At 61.0% G+C, this 19,907-nt stretch carries 22 protein-coding genes and 1 pseudogene; 11 read left to right on the plus strand and 12 right to left on the minus strand.

Annotation, left to right across the window (positions count from 1 at the left end; genetic code table 11):
* Window positions 1–48 precede the first annotated feature (48 nt).
* Window positions 49–816, plus strand: coding sequence for a DODA-type extradiol aromatic ring-opening family dioxygenase (locus tag ACKJSM_RS07800; protein WP_410237163.1), 768 nt, complete (start codon window positions 49–51; stop codon window positions 814–816).
* Between the two features lie 77 nt (window positions 817–893).
* Here ACKJSM_RS07800 and ACKJSM_RS07805 read toward each other — a convergent pair.
* A pseudogene (locus ACKJSM_RS07805) lies at window positions 894–2,598 on the minus strand (DEAD/DEAH box helicase).
* A 388-nt stretch (window positions 2,599–2,986) separates the two neighbouring features.
* Here ACKJSM_RS07805 and ACKJSM_RS07810 point away from each other — a divergent pair.
* Window positions 2,987–3,778 (plus strand): crotonase/enoyl-CoA hydratase family protein, encoded by a 792-nt coding sequence (locus ACKJSM_RS07810; protein ID WP_236178067.1) that lies wholly within the window; start codon window positions 2,987–2,989, stop codon window positions 3,776–3,778.
* A gap of 3 nt (window positions 3,779–3,781) precedes the next feature.
* Here the strand turns inward: ACKJSM_RS07810 and ACKJSM_RS07815 are convergent, their stop codons facing one another.
* Window positions 3,782–4,537 (minus strand): spermidine synthase, encoded by a 756-nt coding sequence (locus tag ACKJSM_RS07815; RefSeq protein WP_236178066.1) that lies wholly within the window; start codon window positions 4,535–4,537, stop codon window positions 3,782–3,784.
* A gap of 150 nt (window positions 4,538–4,687) precedes the next feature.
* Between ACKJSM_RS07815 and ACKJSM_RS07820 the strand changes: the two genes are divergently transcribed.
* A complete protein-coding gene (locus ACKJSM_RS07820) occupies window positions 4,688–6,034 on the plus strand; it encodes a class II 3-deoxy-7-phosphoheptulonate synthase (RefSeq protein WP_103386347.1) in 1,347 nt (448 codons plus the stop codon).
* Here the strand turns inward: ACKJSM_RS07820 and ACKJSM_RS07825 are convergent.
* Window positions 6,031–7,278 (minus strand): winged helix-turn-helix domain-containing protein, encoded by a 1,248-nt coding sequence (locus ACKJSM_RS07825; RefSeq protein WP_410237164.1) that lies wholly within the window; start codon window positions 7,276–7,278, stop codon window positions 6,031–6,033. The two genes, ACKJSM_RS07820 and ACKJSM_RS07825, sit on opposite strands and share 4 nt — an antisense overlap.
* A gap of 64 nt (window positions 7,279–7,342) precedes the next feature.
* A complete protein-coding gene (locus tag ACKJSM_RS07830; RefSeq protein WP_339487245.1) occupies window positions 7,343–7,558 on the minus strand; it encodes a DUF1127 domain-containing protein in 216 nt (71 codons plus the stop codon).
* Between the two features lie 97 nt (window positions 7,559–7,655).
* Here ACKJSM_RS07830 and ACKJSM_RS07835 point away from each other — a divergent pair, with 97 nt between their 5' ends.
* Window positions 7,656–8,510, plus strand: coding sequence for a LysR substrate-binding domain-containing protein (locus ACKJSM_RS07835; RefSeq protein WP_007955701.1), 855 nt, complete (start codon window positions 7,656–7,658; stop codon window positions 8,508–8,510).
* On the opposite strand, the gene ACKJSM_RS07840 is transcribed toward ACKJSM_RS07835, so the two are convergent.
* Window positions 8,500–9,249 (minus strand): sulfite exporter TauE/SafE family protein, encoded by a 750-nt coding sequence (locus ACKJSM_RS07840; protein ID WP_236178063.1) that lies wholly within the window; start codon window positions 9,247–9,249, stop codon window positions 8,500–8,502. The genes ACKJSM_RS07835 and ACKJSM_RS07840 overlap by 11 nt on opposite strands.
* A 112-nt stretch (window positions 9,250–9,361) precedes the next feature.
* On the opposite strand from ACKJSM_RS07840, the gene ACKJSM_RS07845 reads away from it, so the two are divergent.
* From ACKJSM_RS07845 to ACKJSM_RS07860, 4 genes are all read left to right on the plus strand, one after another.
* A complete protein-coding gene (locus tag ACKJSM_RS07845) occupies window positions 9,362–10,318 on the plus strand; it encodes a LysR family transcriptional regulator (protein ID WP_410237165.1) in 957 nt (318 codons plus the stop codon).
* An 83-nt stretch (window positions 10,319–10,401) separates the two neighbouring features.
* On the plus strand, window positions 10,402–10,866 hold the full coding sequence (locus ACKJSM_RS07850; RefSeq protein ID WP_410237238.1) for a MarR family winged helix-turn-helix transcriptional regulator: 465 nt from the start codon (window positions 10,402–10,404) through the stop codon (window positions 10,864–10,866).
* A 274-nt stretch (window positions 10,867–11,140) separates the two neighbouring features.
* A complete protein-coding gene (locus tag ACKJSM_RS07855) occupies window positions 11,141–11,560 on the plus strand; it encodes an organic hydroperoxide resistance protein (RefSeq protein ID WP_201815721.1) in 420 nt (139 codons plus the stop codon).
* A gap of 33 nt (window positions 11,561–11,593) precedes the next feature.
* On the plus strand, window positions 11,594–12,607 hold the full coding sequence (locus ACKJSM_RS07860; RefSeq protein ID WP_236178061.1) for an alpha/beta hydrolase: 1,014 nt from the start codon (window positions 11,594–11,596) through the stop codon (window positions 12,605–12,607).
* Between the two features lie 65 nt (window positions 12,608–12,672).
* On the opposite strand, the gene ACKJSM_RS07865 is transcribed toward ACKJSM_RS07860, so the two are convergent.
* Window positions 12,673–13,242, minus strand: a complete 570-nt coding sequence (locus ACKJSM_RS07865; RefSeq protein ID WP_003226785.1) for an elongation factor P — start codon at window positions 13,240–13,242, stop codon at window positions 12,673–12,675.
* Between the two features lie 48 nt (window positions 13,243–13,290).
* On the minus strand, window positions 13,291–14,433 hold the full coding sequence (gene earP / locus ACKJSM_RS07870) for an elongation factor P maturation arginine rhamnosyltransferase EarP (RefSeq protein ID WP_410237166.1): 1,143 nt from the start codon (window positions 14,431–14,433) through the stop codon (window positions 13,291–13,293).
* 124 nt (window positions 14,434–14,557) lie between these two features.
* On the opposite strand from earP, the gene ACKJSM_RS07875 reads away from it, so the two are divergent.
* Together ACKJSM_RS07875 and ACKJSM_RS07880 are read left to right on the plus strand one after the other, a co-directional pair.
* The gene (locus tag ACKJSM_RS07875) at window positions 14,558–14,965 is read left to right on the plus strand and encodes a hypothetical protein (protein ID WP_236178059.1); all 408 of its coding nucleotides are present in this window, start codon (window positions 14,558–14,560) and stop codon (window positions 14,963–14,965) included.
* Between the two features lie 2 nt (window positions 14,966–14,967).
* A complete protein-coding gene (locus ACKJSM_RS07880; protein WP_085744974.1) occupies window positions 14,968–15,450 on the plus strand; it encodes a GreA/GreB family elongation factor in 483 nt (160 codons plus the stop codon).
* Window positions 15,451–15,458: 8 nt separating this feature from the next.
* Here ACKJSM_RS07880 and cysB read toward each other — a convergent pair whose 3' ends face one another.
* From cysB to ACKJSM_RS07905, 5 genes are all read right to left on the minus strand, one after another.
* Window positions 15,459–16,433 (minus strand): HTH-type transcriptional regulator CysB, encoded by a 975-nt coding sequence (gene cysB, locus ACKJSM_RS07885; protein WP_003183769.1) that lies wholly within the window; start codon window positions 16,431–16,433, stop codon window positions 15,459–15,461.
* Between the two features lie 113 nt (window positions 16,434–16,546).
* Window positions 16,547–17,050 carry a universal stress protein gene (locus tag ACKJSM_RS07890; protein WP_236178057.1) on the minus strand — a complete coding sequence of 168 codons (504 nt, stop codon included), beginning with the start codon at window positions 17,048–17,050 and terminating at the stop codon, window positions 16,547–16,549.
* 98 nt (window positions 17,051–17,148) lie between these two features.
* A complete protein-coding gene (locus tag ACKJSM_RS07895) occupies window positions 17,149–18,054 on the minus strand; it encodes a 5'-nucleotidase (protein WP_236178056.1) in 906 nt (301 codons plus the stop codon).
* Between the two features lie 23 nt (window positions 18,055–18,077).
* Complete coding sequence (locus tag ACKJSM_RS07900) at window positions 18,078–19,034, minus strand: putative 2-dehydropantoate 2-reductase (protein ID WP_410237167.1); 957 nt, start codon at window positions 19,032–19,034, stop codon at window positions 18,078–18,080.
* On the minus strand, window positions 19,034–19,420 hold the full coding sequence (locus tag ACKJSM_RS07905) for a thioredoxin family protein (protein WP_410237168.1): 387 nt from the start codon (window positions 19,418–19,420) through the stop codon (window positions 19,034–19,036). The genes ACKJSM_RS07900 and ACKJSM_RS07905 overlap by 1 nt, the downstream gene beginning before the upstream one ends.
* Here ACKJSM_RS07905 and ACKJSM_RS07910 point away from each other — a divergent pair.
* Window positions 19,419–19,862: a PilZ domain-containing protein gene (locus tag ACKJSM_RS07910; RefSeq protein ID WP_410237169.1), complete on the plus strand. Its 444-nt coding sequence runs from the start codon at window positions 19,419–19,421 to the stop codon at window positions 19,860–19,862. The genes ACKJSM_RS07905 and ACKJSM_RS07910 overlap by 2 nt on opposite strands.
* Window positions 19,863–19,907 lie beyond the last annotated feature (45 nt).

Genomic DNA, 19,907 nt, shown 5'->3' on the forward strand with positions numbered 1-19,907 from the left:
CAATGAACTGACTGAAGATAAGCCATCTTAACGCTCAGGAACCCTTCCATGTTTCCCAGCCTGTTTATCTCCCATGGCTCGCCCATGCTGGCACTGGAGCCCGGCGCCAGTGGCCCGGCCCTTTCACGACTGGCGGCTGAACTGCCACGTCCGAAAGCCATCGTCATCGTTTCCGCCCACTGGGAAAGCCATGGGCTGCTGGTCAGCAGCCATCCGCAACCGGAAACCTGGCACGACTTCGGTGGTTTCCCCCGCGCATTGTTTGAAGTGCAGTATCCCGCTCCGGGGAATCCGCAACTGGCTCGCGAGGTCGCCGACCTGCTGACCGCCAACAACCTGCCGGCGCGCCTCGACCCGCAACGACCGTTCGATCACGGCGTGTGGGTGCCGCTGTCGCTGATGTACCCGCAGGCTGACATCCCGGTGGTGCAGGTTTCCCTGCCGAGTCGTGGCGGCCCGGCGCTGCAGAATCGCGTCGGCCAGGCGCTGGCCGGCCTGCGCGAACAGGGCATTCTGTTGATCGGCTCCGGCAGCATCACCCACAACCTGCGAGAACTGGACTGGCACGCGGGTCCGGAAAGCGTCGAGCCGTGGGCCCGGGACTTTCGCGACTGGATAGTCGACAAGCTCGCCACCAACGACGAAGCCGCCCTGCACGATTACCGTCAGCAGGCACCGAACGCAGTACGCAACCATCCAAGCGACGAGCACCTGTTGCCGCTGTACTTCGCCCGAGGTGCCGGCGGCGACTTCAGCATTGCCCATCAAGGCTTCACGATGGGGGCTCTGGGCATGGACATCTACCGCTTCGGCTGATGCCCAAATCGCAGGCAAAAAAAATCCCCGAACCAGTCGGGGATTTTTTATGTTCGATCAATCAGCCCAAGGGCGGATCAATCTTCGCGGTAGCGACGCAGTTTCAGCTGCTTGCCGGCGACGCGAGTGTCCTTCAGCTTGGTCAGGAGTTTGTCCAGACCATCTTCCGGCAGCTCGACGAGGCTGAAGCTGTCACGCACCTGGATGCGACCGATGGCTTCACGTGCCAGACCACCTTCGTTGAGGATGGCGCCCAGCAGGTTTTTCGCCGCGATACCGTCACGCGCGCCCAGCGCGGTACGGCAACGGGCACGGCCTTCGCCCAGCGGCATTGGCGCACGACGCTCGCGGTCACCGCGATCAGGACGCTCGCCACGATCAGGACGGTCACCACGTGGCGCGCTGTTCGGCACCAGTGGACGTTCCTTCTCGATCGCTGCCAGGTTCAGCGCCTGACCATTGGTGGCCTTGCGCAGCAGTGCGGCAGCCAGGGCACGTGGGGTGCAACCGATGTCGGCGGTCAGGCGATCCAGCAGATCACCATGAGTCGACTCGGCGTCAGCCACCAGCGGCGACAGGCTGTTGGTCAGTTTCTTGATGCGGGCATCGAGAACGGCCTGGGCGTCCGGCAGACGCACTTCGGCAACTTTCTGACCGGTCACACGCTCGATGACCTGCAGCATGCGACGCTCACGCGGCGTGACGAGCAACAGCGCGCGGCCTTCGCGACCGGCACGGCCGGTACGGCCGATACGGTGCACGTAGGATTCCGGATCGTACGGCATGTCCACGTTGAAAACGTGGGTGATGCGCGGTACGTCCAGGCCACGAGCGGCAACGTCGGTCGCCACAACGATGTCCAGACGGCCATCCTTGAGCGAATCAATCACACGCTCACGCTGGTTCTGGGCGATGTCACCATTCAACGCGGCGGCTTTGTAGCCTTTGGCGTCGAGGGCGCTGGCCAGATCCAGAGTCGCTTGCTTGGTGCGCACGAACATGATCAGAGCGTCGAAATCTTCCACTTCCAGCAAGCTGAGAACGGCAGAAGTCTTCTGGTCAGCGTGAACCAACAGGTGAGCCTGTTCGATCGCGGTAACGGTCTGGGTCTTGCTCTGAATCTTCACGTGCTTTGGATCGCGCAGATGACGCTCGGCGATGGCACGGATCGATTGCGGCAGGGTCGCCGAGAACAATACGGTCTGACGGGTTTCCGGCATGGCCTTGAAGATGACTTCAAGGTCGTCCATGAAGCCCAGTTTGAGCATTTCGTCTGCTTCGTCGAGAACCAGGTGGTTCACGGTCTGCAGCACTTTTTCGTCGCGACGCAGGTGGTCGCACAGACGGCCCGGAGTGGCGACAACGATCTGTGCGCCATTACGGATTGCTTTCAGTTGTGGGCCCATCGGCGCGCCGCCGTAGACAGCCACAACAGTCACGCCCGGCATTTGCTTGGCGTAGGTTTCGAAAGCGGTTGCAACTTGCAGCGCCAACTCACGAGTTGGGGCCAGGATCAGAGCTTGCGGCTCGCGCTTGGACGGATCAATGCGGTGCAGGATAGGCAGGGCAAAGGCAGCGGTTTTACCGGTACCGGTTTGCGCCTGACCAATCATATCGTGACCGGCGAGGATGATCGGGATCGACTGCTGCTGAATGGCCGAAGGCTCTTCATAGCCGGTAGCGACTACTGCAGCGACAATATTGGGATGAAGTTCAAGAGCGGCGAAGCCGCCGATTTCCTGGGTCATGGGTCTGCCTCTAAGTGCATCCGCAAAGACCCATGCTCCAAAGCTGCACATGCCGTGTTGAGACTCAAGAGTCGCCCTGGCAGCTTTGTCGGCGGGGATTTGCGAAAACGAATGAATGAAAAAGAATCGTCAAGGAAGAGCCCGCAGTGCGGACGTGCAGCCGAAGCTGACTTCGGGGAATTGCGCTACCTAAACGCGGCCCGGTTAAAGGCCGGCGCGCACTATACCGGAATTTGCCCCAAAAGGGAGCTTTTTTTATCAGCGAAATACAGTTGTCACCGCTGTGTAACGGGGTTTTGCGGATAATCGGGCAAAGGTCTATTTTTCAAAGACCCCGGCCCTGCGGGCGATGGCGCTTAAACGATTCACCGATGTGCGGCATCTGGTCGCTGCCCCCTTTCTTGCCCTGCGAGGAAACACCCATGAATCAGCCCTGCCCCGGCCGCGTGAGTCGTGCGCGTCACGGTCACGTGCATTTAATCGGTCTGGACCGCGCCGCCAAGCGCAATGCGTTCGACCTCGACCTGCTCAACGACCTGGCCCTGGCCTATGGCGAATTCGAGGCCGACAGTGACGCACGGGTGGCGGTGGTGTTCGGGCATGGCGAGCACTTCACCGCCGGACTCGATCTGGTGAATGCCAGTTCCGCCCTCGCCCAGGGCTGGCAGGTGCCGCCCGGCGGTTGCGACCCATGGGGCGTGTTCGTCGGGCCACGGGTCAGCAAACCGGTGATCGTCGCTGCGCAGGGTTATTGCCTGACCATCGGCATCGAATTGATGCTCGCCGCTGACATCAACCTGTGCGCCAGCAACACCCGCTTCGCCCAGATGGAAGTGCAGCGCGGGATCTTTCCGTTCGGCGGCGCGACATTGCGCTTCCATCAGGTCGCCGGGTGGGGCAATGCGATGCGCTGGCTGCTGACCGGCGACGAATTCGATGCCCACGATGCGCTGCGCCTGGGGCTGGTGCAGGAAGTCATGGCCACTGAAGATTTGCTGCCGCGCGCCATCGAGCTGGCCGAACGGATTGCCCGGCAGGCGCCGCTGGGAGTGCAGGCAACGCTGACTTCGGCGCGCCAGGCGCGCTATGAGGGCGAGACCGCAGCGGCGCAGAGCTTGCCGCCGCTGGTGAAGAAATTGCTGGCCACTGAAGATGCCAAGGAAGGTGTGCGCTCGCTGGTGGAGCGCAGGCCCGGCATTTTCAAAGGCATTTAAGGCTCAAGTCGCCGGACGGATACAGTTGATCAACGTCTGCAACGAGTAGCCCAGCTTCGGCGCCAGCGCTTCAGCCCGTGCAGTCAGCGCCTGCATGTCCGGCACCTGATCGAGATCCGCCGGCACGATCAGAATGACGTTGCCTTCCTTCACCGGCAGTTCCCAGTAATGTCGGTGATAGAGCCCGCGTAACAGCGCCGCGCCCAGAGGTTTGCCGTCATCGGTGGCCCATTGATTGATGATCAGCCAGCCACCGGGATTCAGACGCTTCTGACAATCACCGAGGAAATTCCACGCAAGGTGTCCGGCGCCGGGGCCGACATCGGTGTACAGGTCGACGAAGATCAGATCCGCTGGCTCAGCGGTCGGCAGCAGTTCGAGGGCATCGCCGACGCGGATGTACAGCCGTGGATCGTCATCCAGCCCGAGGTATTCGATGGCCAGACGTGGCACATCGGGGCGCAGTTCAATGGCTTCGACGTCTTCCAACGGCAGGAACTTGAGGCAGGCCTGGGTCAGCGTACCGGCGCCCAAACCGAGAAACAGCGCGCTCTCCGGCTGCTCATGGCACAACGCGCCAATCAGCATCGCCCGGGTGTAGTCGTACTCCAGCCAGCTCGGGTCGGCGGTAAACACGCAGCTTTGCTCGATGGCATCGCCGAACTCCAGAAAGCGGTAGTCGGCCACTTCCAGCACGCGAATCACGCCGAACTCATCCTGTACTTCGGCGAGCAACCGCTCGACGCGCTCCTCAGTCATTTCGTCTCCTGGTGGTCACCGGGCGCGGTGACGCGATGGCACCGCTGTGGTGCCGTGGCAAAGCGGCGATTGTCGGCGAAGCGGCGGGAGCAGGTCACGCACTAATTGCTGCTAACATGGCCGTCCGTGCGTAGAACCTTAGAGACCGTGATGAGCCAACCCTGGAGCCCTGACAGCTGGCGCGCCCTGCCGATCCAGCAACAACCCCAATACCCCGACGCCGCGCATCTGCGCCAGGTCGAGCAGACGCTGGCCAGCTATCCGCCGCTGGTGTTTGCCGGCGAAGCGCGCGAGCTGCGTCGTCAGTTTGCCGAAGTCACCCAGGGCCGGGCGTTCCTGCTGCAGGGCGGCGACTGCGCGGAAAGCTTCGCCGAGTTCTCCGCCGCGAAGATCCGCGACACCTTTAAAGTGTTGCTGCAAATGGCGATCGTCATGACCTTCGCCGCCGGTTGCCCGGTGGTCAAGGTCGGGCGCATGGCCGGTCAGTTCGCCAAGCCGCGCTCGGCCAACGACGAGACCATCGACGGCGTGACCCTGCCGGCCTACCGTGGCGACATCGTCAACGGCATCGGTTTCGACGCCGCCAGCCGCGTACCGGACCCGGAGCGTCTGCTGCAGTCCTATCACCAGTCCACCGCCACGCTCAACCTGCTGCGCGCCTTTGCCCAGGGCGGTTTTGCCGACCTGCATCAGGTGCACAAGTGGAACCTGGACTTCATCGCCAACTCGGCACTGGCCGAGAAGTACAGTCACCTCGCCGATCGCATCGATGAAACCCTGGCGTTCATGCGCGCCTGCGGCATGGACAGCTCGCCACAACTGCGCGAAACCAGTTTCTTCACCGCCCACGAAGCGCTGCTGCTGAACTACGAAGAAGCCTTCGTGCGCCGCGACAGCCTGACCAACGATTACTACGATTGCTCGGCGCACATGCTGTGGATCGGCGACCGCACCCGTCAGCTCGACGGTGCCCACGTCGAATTCCTGCGCGGAGTGAACAACCCGATCGGAGTGAAGGTCGGCCCGAGCATGAACCCCGACGACCTGATCCGCCTGATCGATGTGCTCAACCCGGACAACGACCCGGGCCGCCTCAACCTGATCGCGCGGATGGGCGCGAACAAGGTCGGCGATCACCTGCCGGCGCTGATCCGTGCGGTGCAGCGCGAAGGCAAGCAGGTGCTGTGGAGTTCCGACCCGATGCATGGCAACACCATCAAGGCCAGCAGCGGTTACAAGACCCGCGACTTTGCGCAGATCCTTGGCGAAGTGAAGCAGTTCTTCCAGGTCCACGAGGCGGAAGGCAGCTACGCCGGCGGCATCCACATCGAGATGACCGGGCAGAACGTCACCGAGTGCATCGGTGGCGCGCGGCCGATCACTGAAGATGGCTTGTCGGATCGCTATCACACCCACTGCGACCCGCGGATGAATGCCGATCAGTCGCTTGAGTTGGCGTTTCTGATTGCCGAGACGCTGAAACAGGTCAAACGCTAAATCGCGATGACGTTGGCTCGGTCGTTTTCGACTTGAGCCAACGCCACCCGCAATCGCCCCGCACTTTCCCGCTGACAATTAAGCTGCACCTGCTCAAGCCCCAACCAGTCCGCCATGCGCCGCAAGTTCAGCGCCAAGGCCAGCATCCCCGTCTCGTCCAGCCCCGTTTCTTCCTCGTGCACCGCATGCACCGCCAACCGCCCCGCCGCCCGTTCGGCGCGCAGATCAACCCGTGCGGCAATCCGCTCGTTGTGCAGAAACGGCAACACGTAGTAGCCGTAAACGCGTTTATCCTGCGGCGTGTAAATCTCCAGCCGATAGCGGAAATCGAACAGTCGCTCGGTCCGGCTGCGCTCCCAGATCAGTGAATCAAACGGCGAAAGCAATGCACTGGCCTCAACCTTGCGCGGGACTTTTGGCTCGGGCAGGCAGTAGGCGATCTGCCGCCAACCAGCGACTTCACAGGTCAGCAGTTGCCCGTCCTCGACCAGTTCGGCCAGACGCGGGCGGGCATCGGAGGGGTTCAGCCTGAAGTAATCACGCAGGTCTTTTTCCGTGGCGACACCCAGCGCCTGCGCTGCATGTAACAACAAACCGCGCTGCGCCTCGGCTTCATCGGGCAATGGCTGGTGCAGCACGGAAGCCGGAATCACTCGCTCCGGCAAGTCATACAACCGCTCGAAGCCTCGGCGCCCGGCCACGGTGACTTCGCCAGCGGCAAACAGCCATTCCAACGCATGCTTTTCCGCGCTCCAGTCCCACCACGGCCCGGCCTTTTCCTCGCGGGTCGACAGGCTGCCGGCGCCCAATGCGCCCTGCTCTTCAACCGACGCCAACACTCGGCGAATGGTGTCCTGCTGCTCGCGACCGAACCGCGCCAGTTGCTGATAAATGTCTTCACCACGCTTGGCCCGCTGCATGCGCCAGCCCATCAGTGGATACATCGACAGCGGCAGCAACGACGCTTCATGCCCCCAGTATTCGAACAACGAACGACGCCGCCCCGAACTCCAGGCAGCCTGGTCGAGCAAATCGGAAGAATAGGAACCGAGACGAGAAAACAGCGGCAGGTAGTGCGAGCGCACCACAGCGTTGACGGAGTCGATCTGCAACAGGCCGAGGCGTTCGATCAGCCGGTTGACGTGCATGGCCTTGACAGCCGGCGGCTGGCGCCCGTGAAACCCTTGGGCAGCCAGTGCCAGACGTCGAGCCTGTTTAAGGGAAAAGGACAATGTCGCGGGCATGTGTACCTCCATGTCTGCTCGCAACCTACCTCACTGCAAGAGGGTTTGTGTAGCGATGGCCTCATCATTTATGTATCGGATCGTCCCAGAACGGCCGCACCGACTCATGTTCGACATCGGCACGGCTAACCCCGATGTCCTTCAGCGCTTCGTCGCTCAGACTGGCGAGCAGCTCACGCTCACGGTGCAATTCGTACCACCGGCTAAACTTGTGCAACAGATCGGAAACGATATGGCCGGAAAATTTTTCTTCGCCTGCGTACTCTCTTTGACCTTTCATCGTGTTGCCTCCTTTTTGGGATGGCTCAAGTCTCCCGCCGGCGCTACGATCAATCCAACGAATGTTTCTGATGGCATGCATCACGGAGATTCATCAATTGTCGGCATATCCCAGTATCGATACCGATGTCCTGCGCACCTTTGTCGCGATTGCCGATCAGGGCGGTTTTACCCGCGCCGGCGAAATGGTGAACCGTACCCAATCAGCCGTGAGCATGCAGATGAAGCGTCTGGAAGAGGACGTGCTGCAGCGCCAGTTGTTCGAACGCGACGGACGTCAGGTGCGCCTGACCGCTGAAGGCCAGGTGTTGCTCGGTTATGCGCGGCGCATCCTGAAATTGCACAGTGAAGTCTTTAATACCCTGCGCGAGCCGCACATGGTCGGCACGGTGCGGATCGGCACGCCGGACGATTACGTGATGCGCTTTCTGCCCGGGATCCTGTCGCGCTTCGCCCAGTTCTATCCGCTGATCCAGATCGAAGTGCACTGCGAGTCAACCAAACAATTGCTGCAACGCACGGACCTGGATCTGTCGATCGTCACTCGCGAGCCGGGCAACGAGATTGGCCAGTTGCTGCGCAAGGAGCGTTTCGTCTGGGCCGAGGCGCAAAACTTCAGCGCTCACGAACAGACGCCGTTGCCGCTGGCGATGTTCAACAGTGACTGTTTCTGTCGCCTGTGGGCCTGCAATGCGCTGGACGCGATGGGCCGGGAATACCGGATTGCCTACAACAGCACCAGCCTCTCGGCGTTGATGGCAGTGGTGAGCGCGGGCCTGGCGATCACCGCGCAACTGGAAAGCCTGATCACCCCGGACCTGCGCATTCTCGGGGCCGCCGAGGATCTGCCGCTGCTGCCCGAGGCCAGCATCATGCTGATCCGCAACCTGAACAATCCGTCACCGATCACCGAATGCCTGGCCGAGCACATCGTCGAAGGCTTCAAACTTTAAAGGCGAGCATCACCGCGCACAGCACCAGGAACCCGCAGAACAGCCCGCGCAGGCGTTTTTCCGGCATCGCGTGGGCCACTTTCACGCCCCAACTGATGCTGGCCAGACCGCCGATGGCCAGCGGCAGGCCGATCATCCAGTCCACTTCGTGGTGCACCGCGTACGTCACCAGCGTGACACCGGTGCTCGGCAATGCCAGCGCCAGCGACAGACCTTGAGCGACTACCTGAGTGGTGCCGAACAGACTGGTCAGCACCGGCGTCGCCACCACTGCCCCGCCGACACCGAACAAACCGCCCATGGTGCCCGACGCCGCGCCGAGCACACCCAGCCACGGCCATGAATAACGCATCTCGGAAGTTGCCGCCGGACGCGCGCCAAACATGCGCACCAGGTTGTAGGCCGACAACGCCACGAGGAACGCGACAAAACCGATGCGCATGGTTTGCGCGTCGATGCCCACGGCCCAGATCGAGCCGATCCACGCGAAACAGAATCCCATCACCGCCAACGGCAACGCATGGCGAAGTTCGATGCGGTTGCGCTGGTGATAACGCCACAACGCCAGCATGACGTTCGGCACGACCATCACCAGCGCCGTGCCTTGGGCGATCTGCTGATCGAGCCCGAACCACACGCCCAGCAGTGGAATGGCGATCAGCCCGCCGCCGATGCCGAAGATCCCACCCAGAGTGCCAAGGGCGGCGCCAAACACCAGGTACAGCAAAAACTCGATCACGGCAGAATTCCTCATACGTCAGTCAGCTCATCGTACGCAGTCAGCGCTGGCACGGAAACGCACAGCAACGCACAATGGCTGTGCTAAACTCGCATAGGCATTGAGCAGATTCATGAATCCCAACCAATTGACCGATCAGCTTGGGCTGTTCCTCGATGTACTGGAGAGCGGCAGTTTTTCCGCGGCTTCGCGCCGCCATCCGCTGACGCCATCGGCCGTTGCCCGGCGCATTGACAGTCTGGAAAGTGCTGTCGGCAGCCAGCTGTTCATCCGCAGCACCCATGCGGTGCGCGCCACGCCGGCCGGCCTGGCATTTGCCGAACGGGCGCGGCGGATCGTGGCCGAGTTGCAATTGGCTCGCGCTGAAGCGGTGTCCCTGAGCAGCGCGCCGGAAGGCTTGATTCGGGTGGATGCGCCCGCGGCGTTCGGGCGACGGCATCTGGCGCCGGTGATTGCCGATTTTCTGGTGCTGTATCCGGGGCTCGACGTGCAACTGCATCTGATCGACAGCTTTGTCGACATGGACGGCTCGAATCTGGGCAAGGTTGATCTGGTGCTGCGCGCCGGACAAATGGCCGACACCCGGCTGGTGGCCACGCCATTGGCGAGCATCGTGCGCATCGCCTGCGCCAGCCCTGACTATCTCAAGCGTCGAGGCGTGCCGAGCGAGCCCGCGCAATTGAGCGAACATGATGGCCTCGATTGGGACGGCCTCGCCCCGCCCTTCGCCTGGCGCTTCGAACAGGATGAGCAGATGCAGTTGCACCGCCCCGCCCGGGTGCGCATGAGCGCCAACAACGCTGAGGCGCTGGTCTGCGGTGCGCTCGCCGGACTCGGAATCGCGCATCTGCCGACCTGGCTGGCCAGCGAATACCTGTTGCGTGGCGAATTGCTGCCGCTGTTCTGTGAAAACGGCTTGCCAAAACCCGAAAGCGCCGGCATCTACGCACTGCGGCTGCAGCAGCAGGCCAGCTCCCGCAGCCGCCTGTTGCTGGAATACCTCAAGACCCGGTTCAGCCCCGTGCCACCGTGGGATCTGGCCCTGCAACGTGAGCTGGGCCGGCACTGACCGATTCGCCATCGGGCACAATTGTCTGGCGCATTAAAGATTCGAGCGCTAGATTCATCTGCATGACCGTTCAAGGCACCGACATGACCACCGACCGCAACACCTCCGATCACTGCGAAGACCTGCTGCTCGACAATCAGGCCTGCTTCGCCCTGCATTCCACCTCGTTGATGATGACCAAGGTCTACAAGCCATTGTTGCAAGCACTTGGCCTGACCTATCCGCAATACCTGGCAATGATGGTGCTGTGGGAGAAGGACGGTTTGACCGTAGGAGAAATCAGCGCCCGCCTGCTGACCGATCCGGGTTCGCTGACCCCGTTGCTCAAGCGGCTGGAAAGTGAAGGTTTGCTCAGCCGCACGCGAAGCCGCGAGGATGAGCGTGTGGTGATCGTTGAACTGACTGCCCAGGGACGCGCCTTGAAAGACAAGGCCCGAACCGTTCCGCAATGCATCCTCGGGGCCAGCGGCTTCACGCTGGAGCGCCTGCAAAACCTGCAAGCCGAATTGCAGGCCTTGCGCGGTCATCTGCAGGACAGCCTCGCTTAAGACTCCCCCCCTTCCCTGTGGGCGCAGCCTTGCGCCTGCAGGCGTAACGCACCTTCCTGGCTTATCCCCGAAAAATTTTTCTCTCGATTTACATTCAAAAAAAAACTTACATATCAAAAGCTTGAGATCACGACTCAGCCTGATCCGAGGGCTTGCCCGAACTTTTTTCAAAAATTTATCTTGCGCGCTAAATATTAGCGCAGTACATTCACTTCGCACCTAGTTAGCGCGCAAATAATTAGCGCAATAAACCACACTTAATGAGGCTCACACCATGCAAACTCTCTACACCGCAATCGCAACCTCCACTGGCGGCCGTGACGGTCGTGCGATCTCCAGCGACAACATCCTCGACGTCAAACTGGCCACCCCGAAAGAACTTGGCGGTGCCGGCGGCGCGGCCACCAATCCTGAGCAACTGTTCGCCGCCGGCTACTCGGCCTGCTTCATCGGCGCCCTGAAATTCGTGGCCAGCCAGACCAAACGCAAAATCCCGGACGAGGCGTCGATCACCGCTCACGTCGGCATCGGCCAGATTCCTGGCGGTTTCGGTCTGGACATCGACCTGCACATCAGTCTGCCGGGCCTGGAACAGGCTGACGCACAAAGCCTGGTCGACGCTGCCCACCAGGTCTGCCCGTACTCCAACGCCACCCGTGGCAACGTCGATGTGCGTCTGCACGTCACCGTGTAATCACTGACAACCAGGCCCGTACAGGAAATGAACATGAACACTTTCAGCAAAGCCTTGACCGGTACCCTTCTCGCCCTGTCCATCCACAGCGCATTCGCCGGGGAGGTTGAGCACAACACCCAGGCATTCCTTGATGTGCTGAACGCCGGCACCGGCAAACCGATGGAGCAGATGACGCCCAAAGACGCCCGCGCCGTACTGACGGGCGCGCAGTCCGGGGTCAAACTGACGCTGCCTAAAGCGGACGTCAGCGAGAAGACCATCCAGGTCGATGGTCAACCGTTGAGCCTGACCATCGTCCGACCGGCCGGGGTCAAGGGCGAGCTGCCGGTGTTCATGTTCTTCCACGGTGGCGGCTGGGTACTGGGGGATTTCCCGACCCACGAACGTCTGGTGCGGGATCTGGTGGTCGGCTCGGGGGCGGCGGCGGTGTTCGTCAATTACACCCCTTCGCCGGAAGCGCATTATCCGGTCGCAATCAACCAGGCTTATGCGGCAACCAAATGGGTGGCCGAACACGGCAAGGAGATCAACGTCGACGGCAAGCGTCTGGCAGTGGCGGGCAACAGCGTGGGCGGCAACATGGCGGCAGTCGTCGCCCTGATGGCAAAAGACAAAGGCACCCCGGCGATCAAATTCCAGGTGTTGCTGTGGCCGGTAACCGATGCCAATTTCGACACCGGTTCGTATAACCAGTATGCCGAGGGGCACTTCCTCACCCGCAACATGATGAAGTGGTTCTGGGACAACTACACCACCGACGCCAACCAGCGGAACGAGATCTACGCCTCGCCGCTGCGGGCCACGACCGCGCAATTGAAAGGTCTGCCGCCTGCATTGGTCCAGACAGCGGGGGCCGACGTGCTGCGTGACGAAGGTGAAGCCTACGCCCGCAAGCTCGACGAAGCCGGCGTGCCGGTGACCTCGGTGCGCTTCAACGGCATGATCCACGACTACGGTCTGCTCAACGTGGTCAGCCAGGTACCGGCGGTGCGCTCGGCGATGCTGCAGGCCTCGGAAGAACTGAAGCAGCACCTGAAGCAGTAATTTTCAGCAGGCGTAAAAAAGCCCGACTCAATGGTCGGGCTTTTTCTTTCCGCAAAAAGCAGTGCTTATTTGGCACGGCCTTTGTAGGAACCGCCTTCGCGGGTATCGATCTCGATCATGTCGCCGATTTCGATGAAGTCAGCCACCGACAGCTCGGTACCGTTCTTCAGTTTGGCAGGCTTCATCACCTTGCCGGAAGTATCACCGCGAGCGGAACCTTCGGTGTAGTCAACCTGACGCACGATGGTGGTCGGCAGCTCTACGGAAACCAGACGTTCTTCGAAGAACACGGCTTCGCAAACGTCGGTCATGCCTTCTTCAACGAAAGGCAGAACGCTTTCGATGTCTTCAGCGTTCAGCTCGTACATGGTGTAGTCGGTGGTGTCCATGAACGTGTAGGTGTCGCCGCTGATGAAGGACAGGGTCGCTTCTTTGCGGTCGAGGATCACGTCGTCCAGCTTGTCGTCCGCACCGTAAACGGTTTCGGTCTTGTAACCGGTCAGCAGGTTCTTCAGCTTGGTCTTCATGATCGCGCTGTTACGGCCCGATTTGGTGAATTCAGCTTTCTGAACCAGCCAAGGATCGTTGTCGATACGGATCACGGTACCGGGTTTGAGTTCTTTACCAGTTTTCATTGCGAATATCCGAATTTGGATGGGATTTACAAAAATCTAGGCCGCGTATCATATCCAATTTCGGTAAAACTGTACCAGCGCCGTCGCAAGATCGGCCTGCAAGGCCTGTTCCAGACACCATGCTTCGGCATTTTCCTGCAGTTCTGGCCAGTATTTACGGGCCTCAAGCCAGTGGTCGCCGATAGGCTGCCCGGCACTCCAGGCCCGCCAGAGACCGTTCATCGCCTCGACGGCAGCCGGCGAAAGGCGTTTTGTGTAGAGCGCAAGGAAGGCGTCGAGCTTGTCGAGATGGATGTCTTCATCCTGCTGATAGATGTGCCACAGCATCGGCCGCCCCGCCCACTGCGCCCGAACGAACGAGTCCTCGCCGCGCACCGCGTTGAAATCGCAGCACCAGAGCAATTGATCGTATTGATCCTGACGGACGAACGGCAGCACCTGCACGGTCAGCGACTGACGAACATGCGTTGCCCCGACGGCCAACGACTCTAACCCGAGCCAGCGGGCGACATCGCCGAGAATCCGCCCTTCCGGCACCAGCAGATGGGTCGCCGTAGAGTCAGCCGCAAGCACATCCAGCCAACTGGCGAGCCCGGCATTCTCGTAGGCAAACAGCGAAATCAGCTGCGCATCGGGCGCAGGATCGATCCCCAGACCCTGCAGGAATTGTCGCTGCGCCTCGGGATCCCGCTGAAACTGCTGACGCCGGTCCAGTAAACCGCTCTCACGCAACAAGCCGCCGGTACCCGGCTGAAACCCCGGAAAGAAAAAGTACTTCTGCACCGACTTGTACTTCACCGACGGCAGACCGTGGCAGCCAATCACCCAGTCTTCAGCGCTGAGATAATCGAGGTTCATCCACAACGGCGGCTTTTCCCGTGCGGCCATGACGTCCATATAAAGGCTCGGCAACTGGCAGGCGAACGCAGCGATCACCACGTCGGCCGCTTCTGATTCCTGCCATTCAGCCGGCCAGTACCGGACTTCGACGCCCTGCTGCCATTGCCGATCGAGGCCGATGTCGATTTCTGGGCAAATGCGTTCGAAAGCACGCAGATCATCGACCCACAGTCGCACCGTCATGGCCTGCTCGCTGACCAGTTGCCGGGCCAGACGCCAGGTCACGCCGATGTCGCCGTAGTTGTCGACGACCGTACAAAAAATGTCCCAGCGGGTGTTCAGTGGCGGCATTCAAGGCTCCCGTTGGCAAAAGCGCCGATTGTCCGCATAAATGTCTCCATGCAGAAGAGCCGACGGCAATTAATCTTCGTGCGACAATCGCCACTCGCCCGCATTCATCCGCCAGGAGGCAGCCATGCCCTACCGTCCCAACCCGCGTCGCCCGTTGCCTGTTCAGCTTAGCGCGCTGCAATTGACCGGCAGCATTGCTCTGGGTCTGTGGCTGGGTTTCCTGGCCATTGCGCTGACCTGCTGGCTCGCCTCGCTACTCTTCAGCCGGCAGTTGCAGCCGGTGGCGGAGGCGGTGCAACAACTGAGCAAGCCTCCGGTAGCCGCCCAGCCCCAGCCACAACCTGAGCCACAGAACCGCCTGTTCGAGCAGTATGAAGAAAACCTGCGCAAGAACGAACAGCAGGCACGCCTGGACCAGGCCCGTGGCAGCACACGTAATCTGTCGAACCCCAAATGCCAGTTCTGGCTGCAACAGGATCAGACGGCCCCCAGCGAAAAGAGCCGCGCCAACGTCCTGCAATTCTGCGATTGATCATGAATAAACAGATCGTTCACCAACTGATTCTCGACAAGCTGCGCGTCGACCTCGACATCGCCGAACGCGCGGCGCAAACCGCGTACGAAACCGCGACCCACGAAGAGAACATCGCCGAAAACAAGTACGACACCCTGGGGCTCGAGGCGTCATATCTGGCGGCGGGCCAGGCGAAACGGGTCGAGGAAATCCGTCAGTCGCTGGCGCTGTGCCAGAACCTGACGCTGCGCGCGTATGACGATCAGCGAGGGATTGAAATCGGCGCCCTGCTTGGTCTTGAAGACGAAAAGGGTCGCGAGCAATGGCTGTTTCTGGCGCCGGACGCGGCGGGCCTGAAAGTCGATGTGGTGGGTCAGCCGATTACCGTCATCACCCCGCGCTCGCCGCTGGGCAAAAGCCTGCTGGGCAAGTTCGAGGGTGACGAGGTGGAGATTCTGGTGGCAGGCACCCGGCAACAGTTTGCTGTCACCGAGGTGCTGTAGACGGGGACTTAGTGGACGGGCAGTTCGACACCATCGAAAAGCTCTTCCAGTTCCTGCTTGTTGTGGCACTGAATGGCCTTGGCCATGACTTCGCGGGTCAGGTGCGGCGCGAACTTCTCGATGAAGTCGCACATGAAGCCACGCAGGAAAGTGCCGCGACGGAAACCGATCTTGGTCACGCTGGACTCGAACAGTTCGCTGGCATCGAGCACCACCAGATCGTTATCCAGTTTGGTGTCGACCGCCATTTTCGCCACGATGCCGACGCCCAGGCCCAGACGCACGTAGGTTTTGATCACGTCGGCGTCGGCAGCGGTGAACACCACTTTCGGCGTCAGGCCGCGATGGCTGAAGGCTTCGTCGAGTTTCGAACGGCCGGTGAAACCGAACACGTAAGTCACGATCGGGTATTCGGCCAGCGCTTCGAGGGTCAGCTTCGGCAGCTTGGTCAGCGGGTGCCCCTGAGGCACGACCACGCAGCGGTTCCAGCGGTAGCACGGCATCATCACCAGATCGCCGAACAGCTCCAGCGCTTCGGTGGCGATGGCGAAATCCACGGTGCCGTCAGCGGCCATTTCGGCGATCTGCATCGGCGAGCCCTGGTGCATGTGCAGCGCCACGTCCGGGTATTGTTTGATGAAATTGCTGATCACCGGCGGCAGTGCGTAACGCGCCTGGGTGTGGGTGGTGGCGATCGACAGGGTGCCCTTTTTCTCGTTGGAGAATTCCTGGGCGATCTGCTTGATGCTTTCGACCTTGCGCAGAATTTCACCGGCAGTGGTGATGATGCGCTCGCCGGCCGGGGTGACGCGGGTCAGGTGCTTGCCGCTGCGGGCGAACACTTCGACACCCAGTTCGTCTTCCAGCAGACGGATTTGTTTACTGATGCCCGGTTGCGAGGTGTAGAGGCTTTGGGCTGTAGCGGAAACGTTGAGGTCGTGGTGCGCCACTTCCCAGATGTAGCGCAATTGTTGAAGCTTCATATGAATCCCTCAAAGCAGGTAGACGCCACGGGCATCAGCGACGGTATATAACTATATTAATGGTTTGAAGAATAAATCTAGAACTTTTTTATCAAAGTGCCATTATTCCCGCTTCAGCGATCCTCCCGACGCCGACGCTCCACCAGCGGCACCAGATAAACCGGTACCTTGGACAATTGCAGCAGTCGGGCTGCCGTTCGCCCCAGCGGTGTTTCGGCCCCGACCCCATGGCTGTGACTTCCTACGATCAGCAAATCGACAGAGAGTTTCTGCACCTGATCGAGAATCACCTGTGACGGATCGCCCTGCAGCACCCGCACTGCGCGTATCCGCAGCAGATCCTGCTCGCCCTCGTCCCCCAGCTCTTCGCGAAAACTGTCGAGCACCCGCTGCTCGATATTGGCAATGACGGTTTTCAGACCCTGACTGTGAAATTCGTTCAACGCCTCTTCATCGAGATAACTCTGCAACACCGATTCGGCAAACAGTCCCATGGGTTCCACCGCGTGCACCACGTACAGATCGGCATTGAACGTTCGCGCCATCGCCAGGGCATGCTGCATCACTAACGGTGCGTACAGACCGAGGTCAGTGGCATACAGCATCGAACGAATCATATGACCCCCTCGCGTGCCAACATGGCGGAGATTTGATTCAGCTTAGCAGTGCCTTGGAGAGTACGACGTGCGACGCAACGTCTTGAACCACGAGGGCTTTAGACCGCCGGTTCGTTGCTGATGCCGTGGGGCACATGACCCGTCGCCACGACTTCCCGGGCCAGCTCGCAGTGGCCGGCCTGATCGTCGAAAAAAACGTCGGCGGCGAAGGCTTCGAGGAACGCCGATTTGGTCAGGCCGCCGAGGAACAGCGACTCGTCCAGACGGATGTCCCATTCGCGCAAGGTGCGGATCACCCGCTCGTGCGCCGGAGCCGAACGTGCGGTGACCAGTGCGGTGCGAATCGGGCACTCCTCATCGGTGAACTCGCGCTGCAACAGATTGAGCGCCGCGAGAAAGCCCTTGAACGGTCCACCACGTAACGGCTCACGCGCGGATTCACGCTCCTTGGCCTGGAAGGCTTCAAGACCACCGGACTGATAGACCCGCTCCGACTCGTCGGAAAACAGCACCGCATCACCGTCGAAGGCAATGCGCAATTCGTCGCTGGCGGCACGGCTGGCACCGCCGGACAGAATGGTCGCCGCCGCAAAACCGGCGTCCAGCGCGGCGCGTACGTCTTCGGCATGGGTGGAGAGAAACAGGTCGCAACCAAAAGCCTTCAGGTACGGATAAGGACTACGGCCGCCAACGAACGCCGCGCGGGAGATCGCCAGGCCGTAGTGACCAATGGAGTTGAAAACGCGCAGGCCGGTGTCGGCACTGTTGCGCGACACCAGAACCACCTCGACCCGGGCGCGGCCGAGGCGACTGTTGAGGTTGAGCAGTTTTTCCACCAGCGGAAAGGCATCACCCGGCGCGAGGATTTCGTCTTCGTGGTCGATCTGATATTGCCGATAGGCTTCGACGCCGCTCGACTCATAGACCTTGTGGCTTTCACTCAGGTCGAACAGGGCACGGGACGAAATCGCCAGCACCAGTTTGTCATCGATATTCTTGGCCATGCCTTTCCCCCGGTGCGACCGGCTTAAACGTTACGCCGGTCGATAAAGCTCAATGTGCGATACAACGATTCGATTCGCGGCAATTCGCAGCCTGCCGCTTTTGCCGCCGCCAAAGGACGAGCGTAGATCGCCTCCAGCTCCAGCGGTCGCTTGTGCAGGAAGTCGTGGTACATGCTCGGCCAATAGTCGGGCATTTTCTCGGTCATCATGAACAGGTATTCAGCGTAGCCGGGCGGCATGTCGTGACCGCAGGCCCTGGCGCCCTGCACCACTTCAGCCATCAATGCCTGAATCAAGGCGCGGCTGTCAGTGTCAGCCATCAGTGGCGTGGTGCCGGCGCCGAGCAACACCGAAAGTCCGTTGTAGGGAATGTTCCACACCAGTTTCTGCCAGCGCGCCTGATGCAGGTTCGGCATCGCCTGGGAGTCGAGACCGGCGGCGCGGAACAGGCCGGCGCCCTCCTCGACGATCGCCATGCGCGCCGCGTCCTCCGCTGCCGGGCCGCTGTGATAACCGACGTTTACCGCCCCCAGCGCCTGATGGGTGATCTGCCCCGGCCCCTCGCGGTGGACGCAGATCAGGCACAAACCGCCCAGCAAGTGCAGGGAATCGGGCAGCAACGCCCGCAGGCTGTCCTCGACGTCGAGGCCGTTTTGCAGCACCAGCACTTTCGCGTCGGGTTTCGCCGCCTGAACAATCGACGGCGCCAACCCGGCATTGCTGGTGGTTTTGGCGCCGACCAGCAGCCAGTCGCAGGGCGGCATGTCTTCAGCCGATGAATAGGCCTGCACCGGGTTCAGCGTCAACGTGCCGTGAACCGTGCTGTCCACCCGCAAGCCGCGCTCGGCGACCGCGGAAAACTCGCTGCGCAGCAAAAAGTGCACATCGAATCCGGCCCGAGCCAGCATCAAGCCGTAGAACCCTCCGATTGCGCCGGTGCCGATAATCCCTACCACCGGCCTCTTGACGACGGCCCCCATCACGGCAACTCCTCTGCAATTCGACCCAGCGCCTGCGCCACGGCTGTGTTCAGCTCATCGGCATTCAGGCGCGTGTGCACCGCCCCGAAGAACTCGCCGTCGCGCACCACAAACAGCGCCGGCAAATGAAAGACCTGATAACGCTCGACCAGTCCGCCGTTGTCACCGGCATCGATCCAGCACACGCGATCGACCGCCAGATCGAGACCCGGCAACACTTCGCGGGCATAACGGCAACTGGCGCAGCCGACGCTGGTGAAGATCACCAGCGAAACACCGCTCATCGCCAGCAGCCGTTGATCGGCGTCGAAATCGGTCAGCTGCGATTCGACCACTATACTGGGGGAAACAATGTCAAATGGCCGACACAGGGAGTCTGTGCTCATGGGACGGTTTATTCCTCATCCGGATGATGTGCCCGTTGAATTGACCTTGCGCACACCGGAGTGTATTTCGCGTCAACGGCTGCACACTATCAGCCTCGGCGGCATCGCTTGCAATTACCACCGAGCCTGGCGCCATGGCACTGCGCTGCAAGTGCGCATGCCGACTCTAAATGCCGACATCTGTTATCCGGGCTACGTGGCCTGGTGCCTGCGACGCAAGAAAGGCTATCTGGTGGGCATCGCCTTCACCGACGAACAGACGCTGTTCAGCGCGCGAATGGGTGAGCAAGTGTGTCAGATCGAACGCTATTGCCGACTCAACGACGCCCACGACGACCTCCAGGATATTCAGGCCCTGGCCCTGCAATGGGTCGAACAGCACGCCGACGAATTCTCCCACGACACCGTTCGCAAGGCTTTTGCTCAACCCGTGCTGGACTGAACAGTGACTTGCCCATTGTCTAGCAGGCGCCTAACGCGATAAGGT

The organism is Pseudomonas sp. PHC1, assembly GCF_046487845.1.
GTDB classification, from domain to species: Bacteria; Pseudomonadota; Gammaproteobacteria; order Pseudomonadales; family Pseudomonadaceae; genus Aquipseudomonas; species Aquipseudomonas sputi.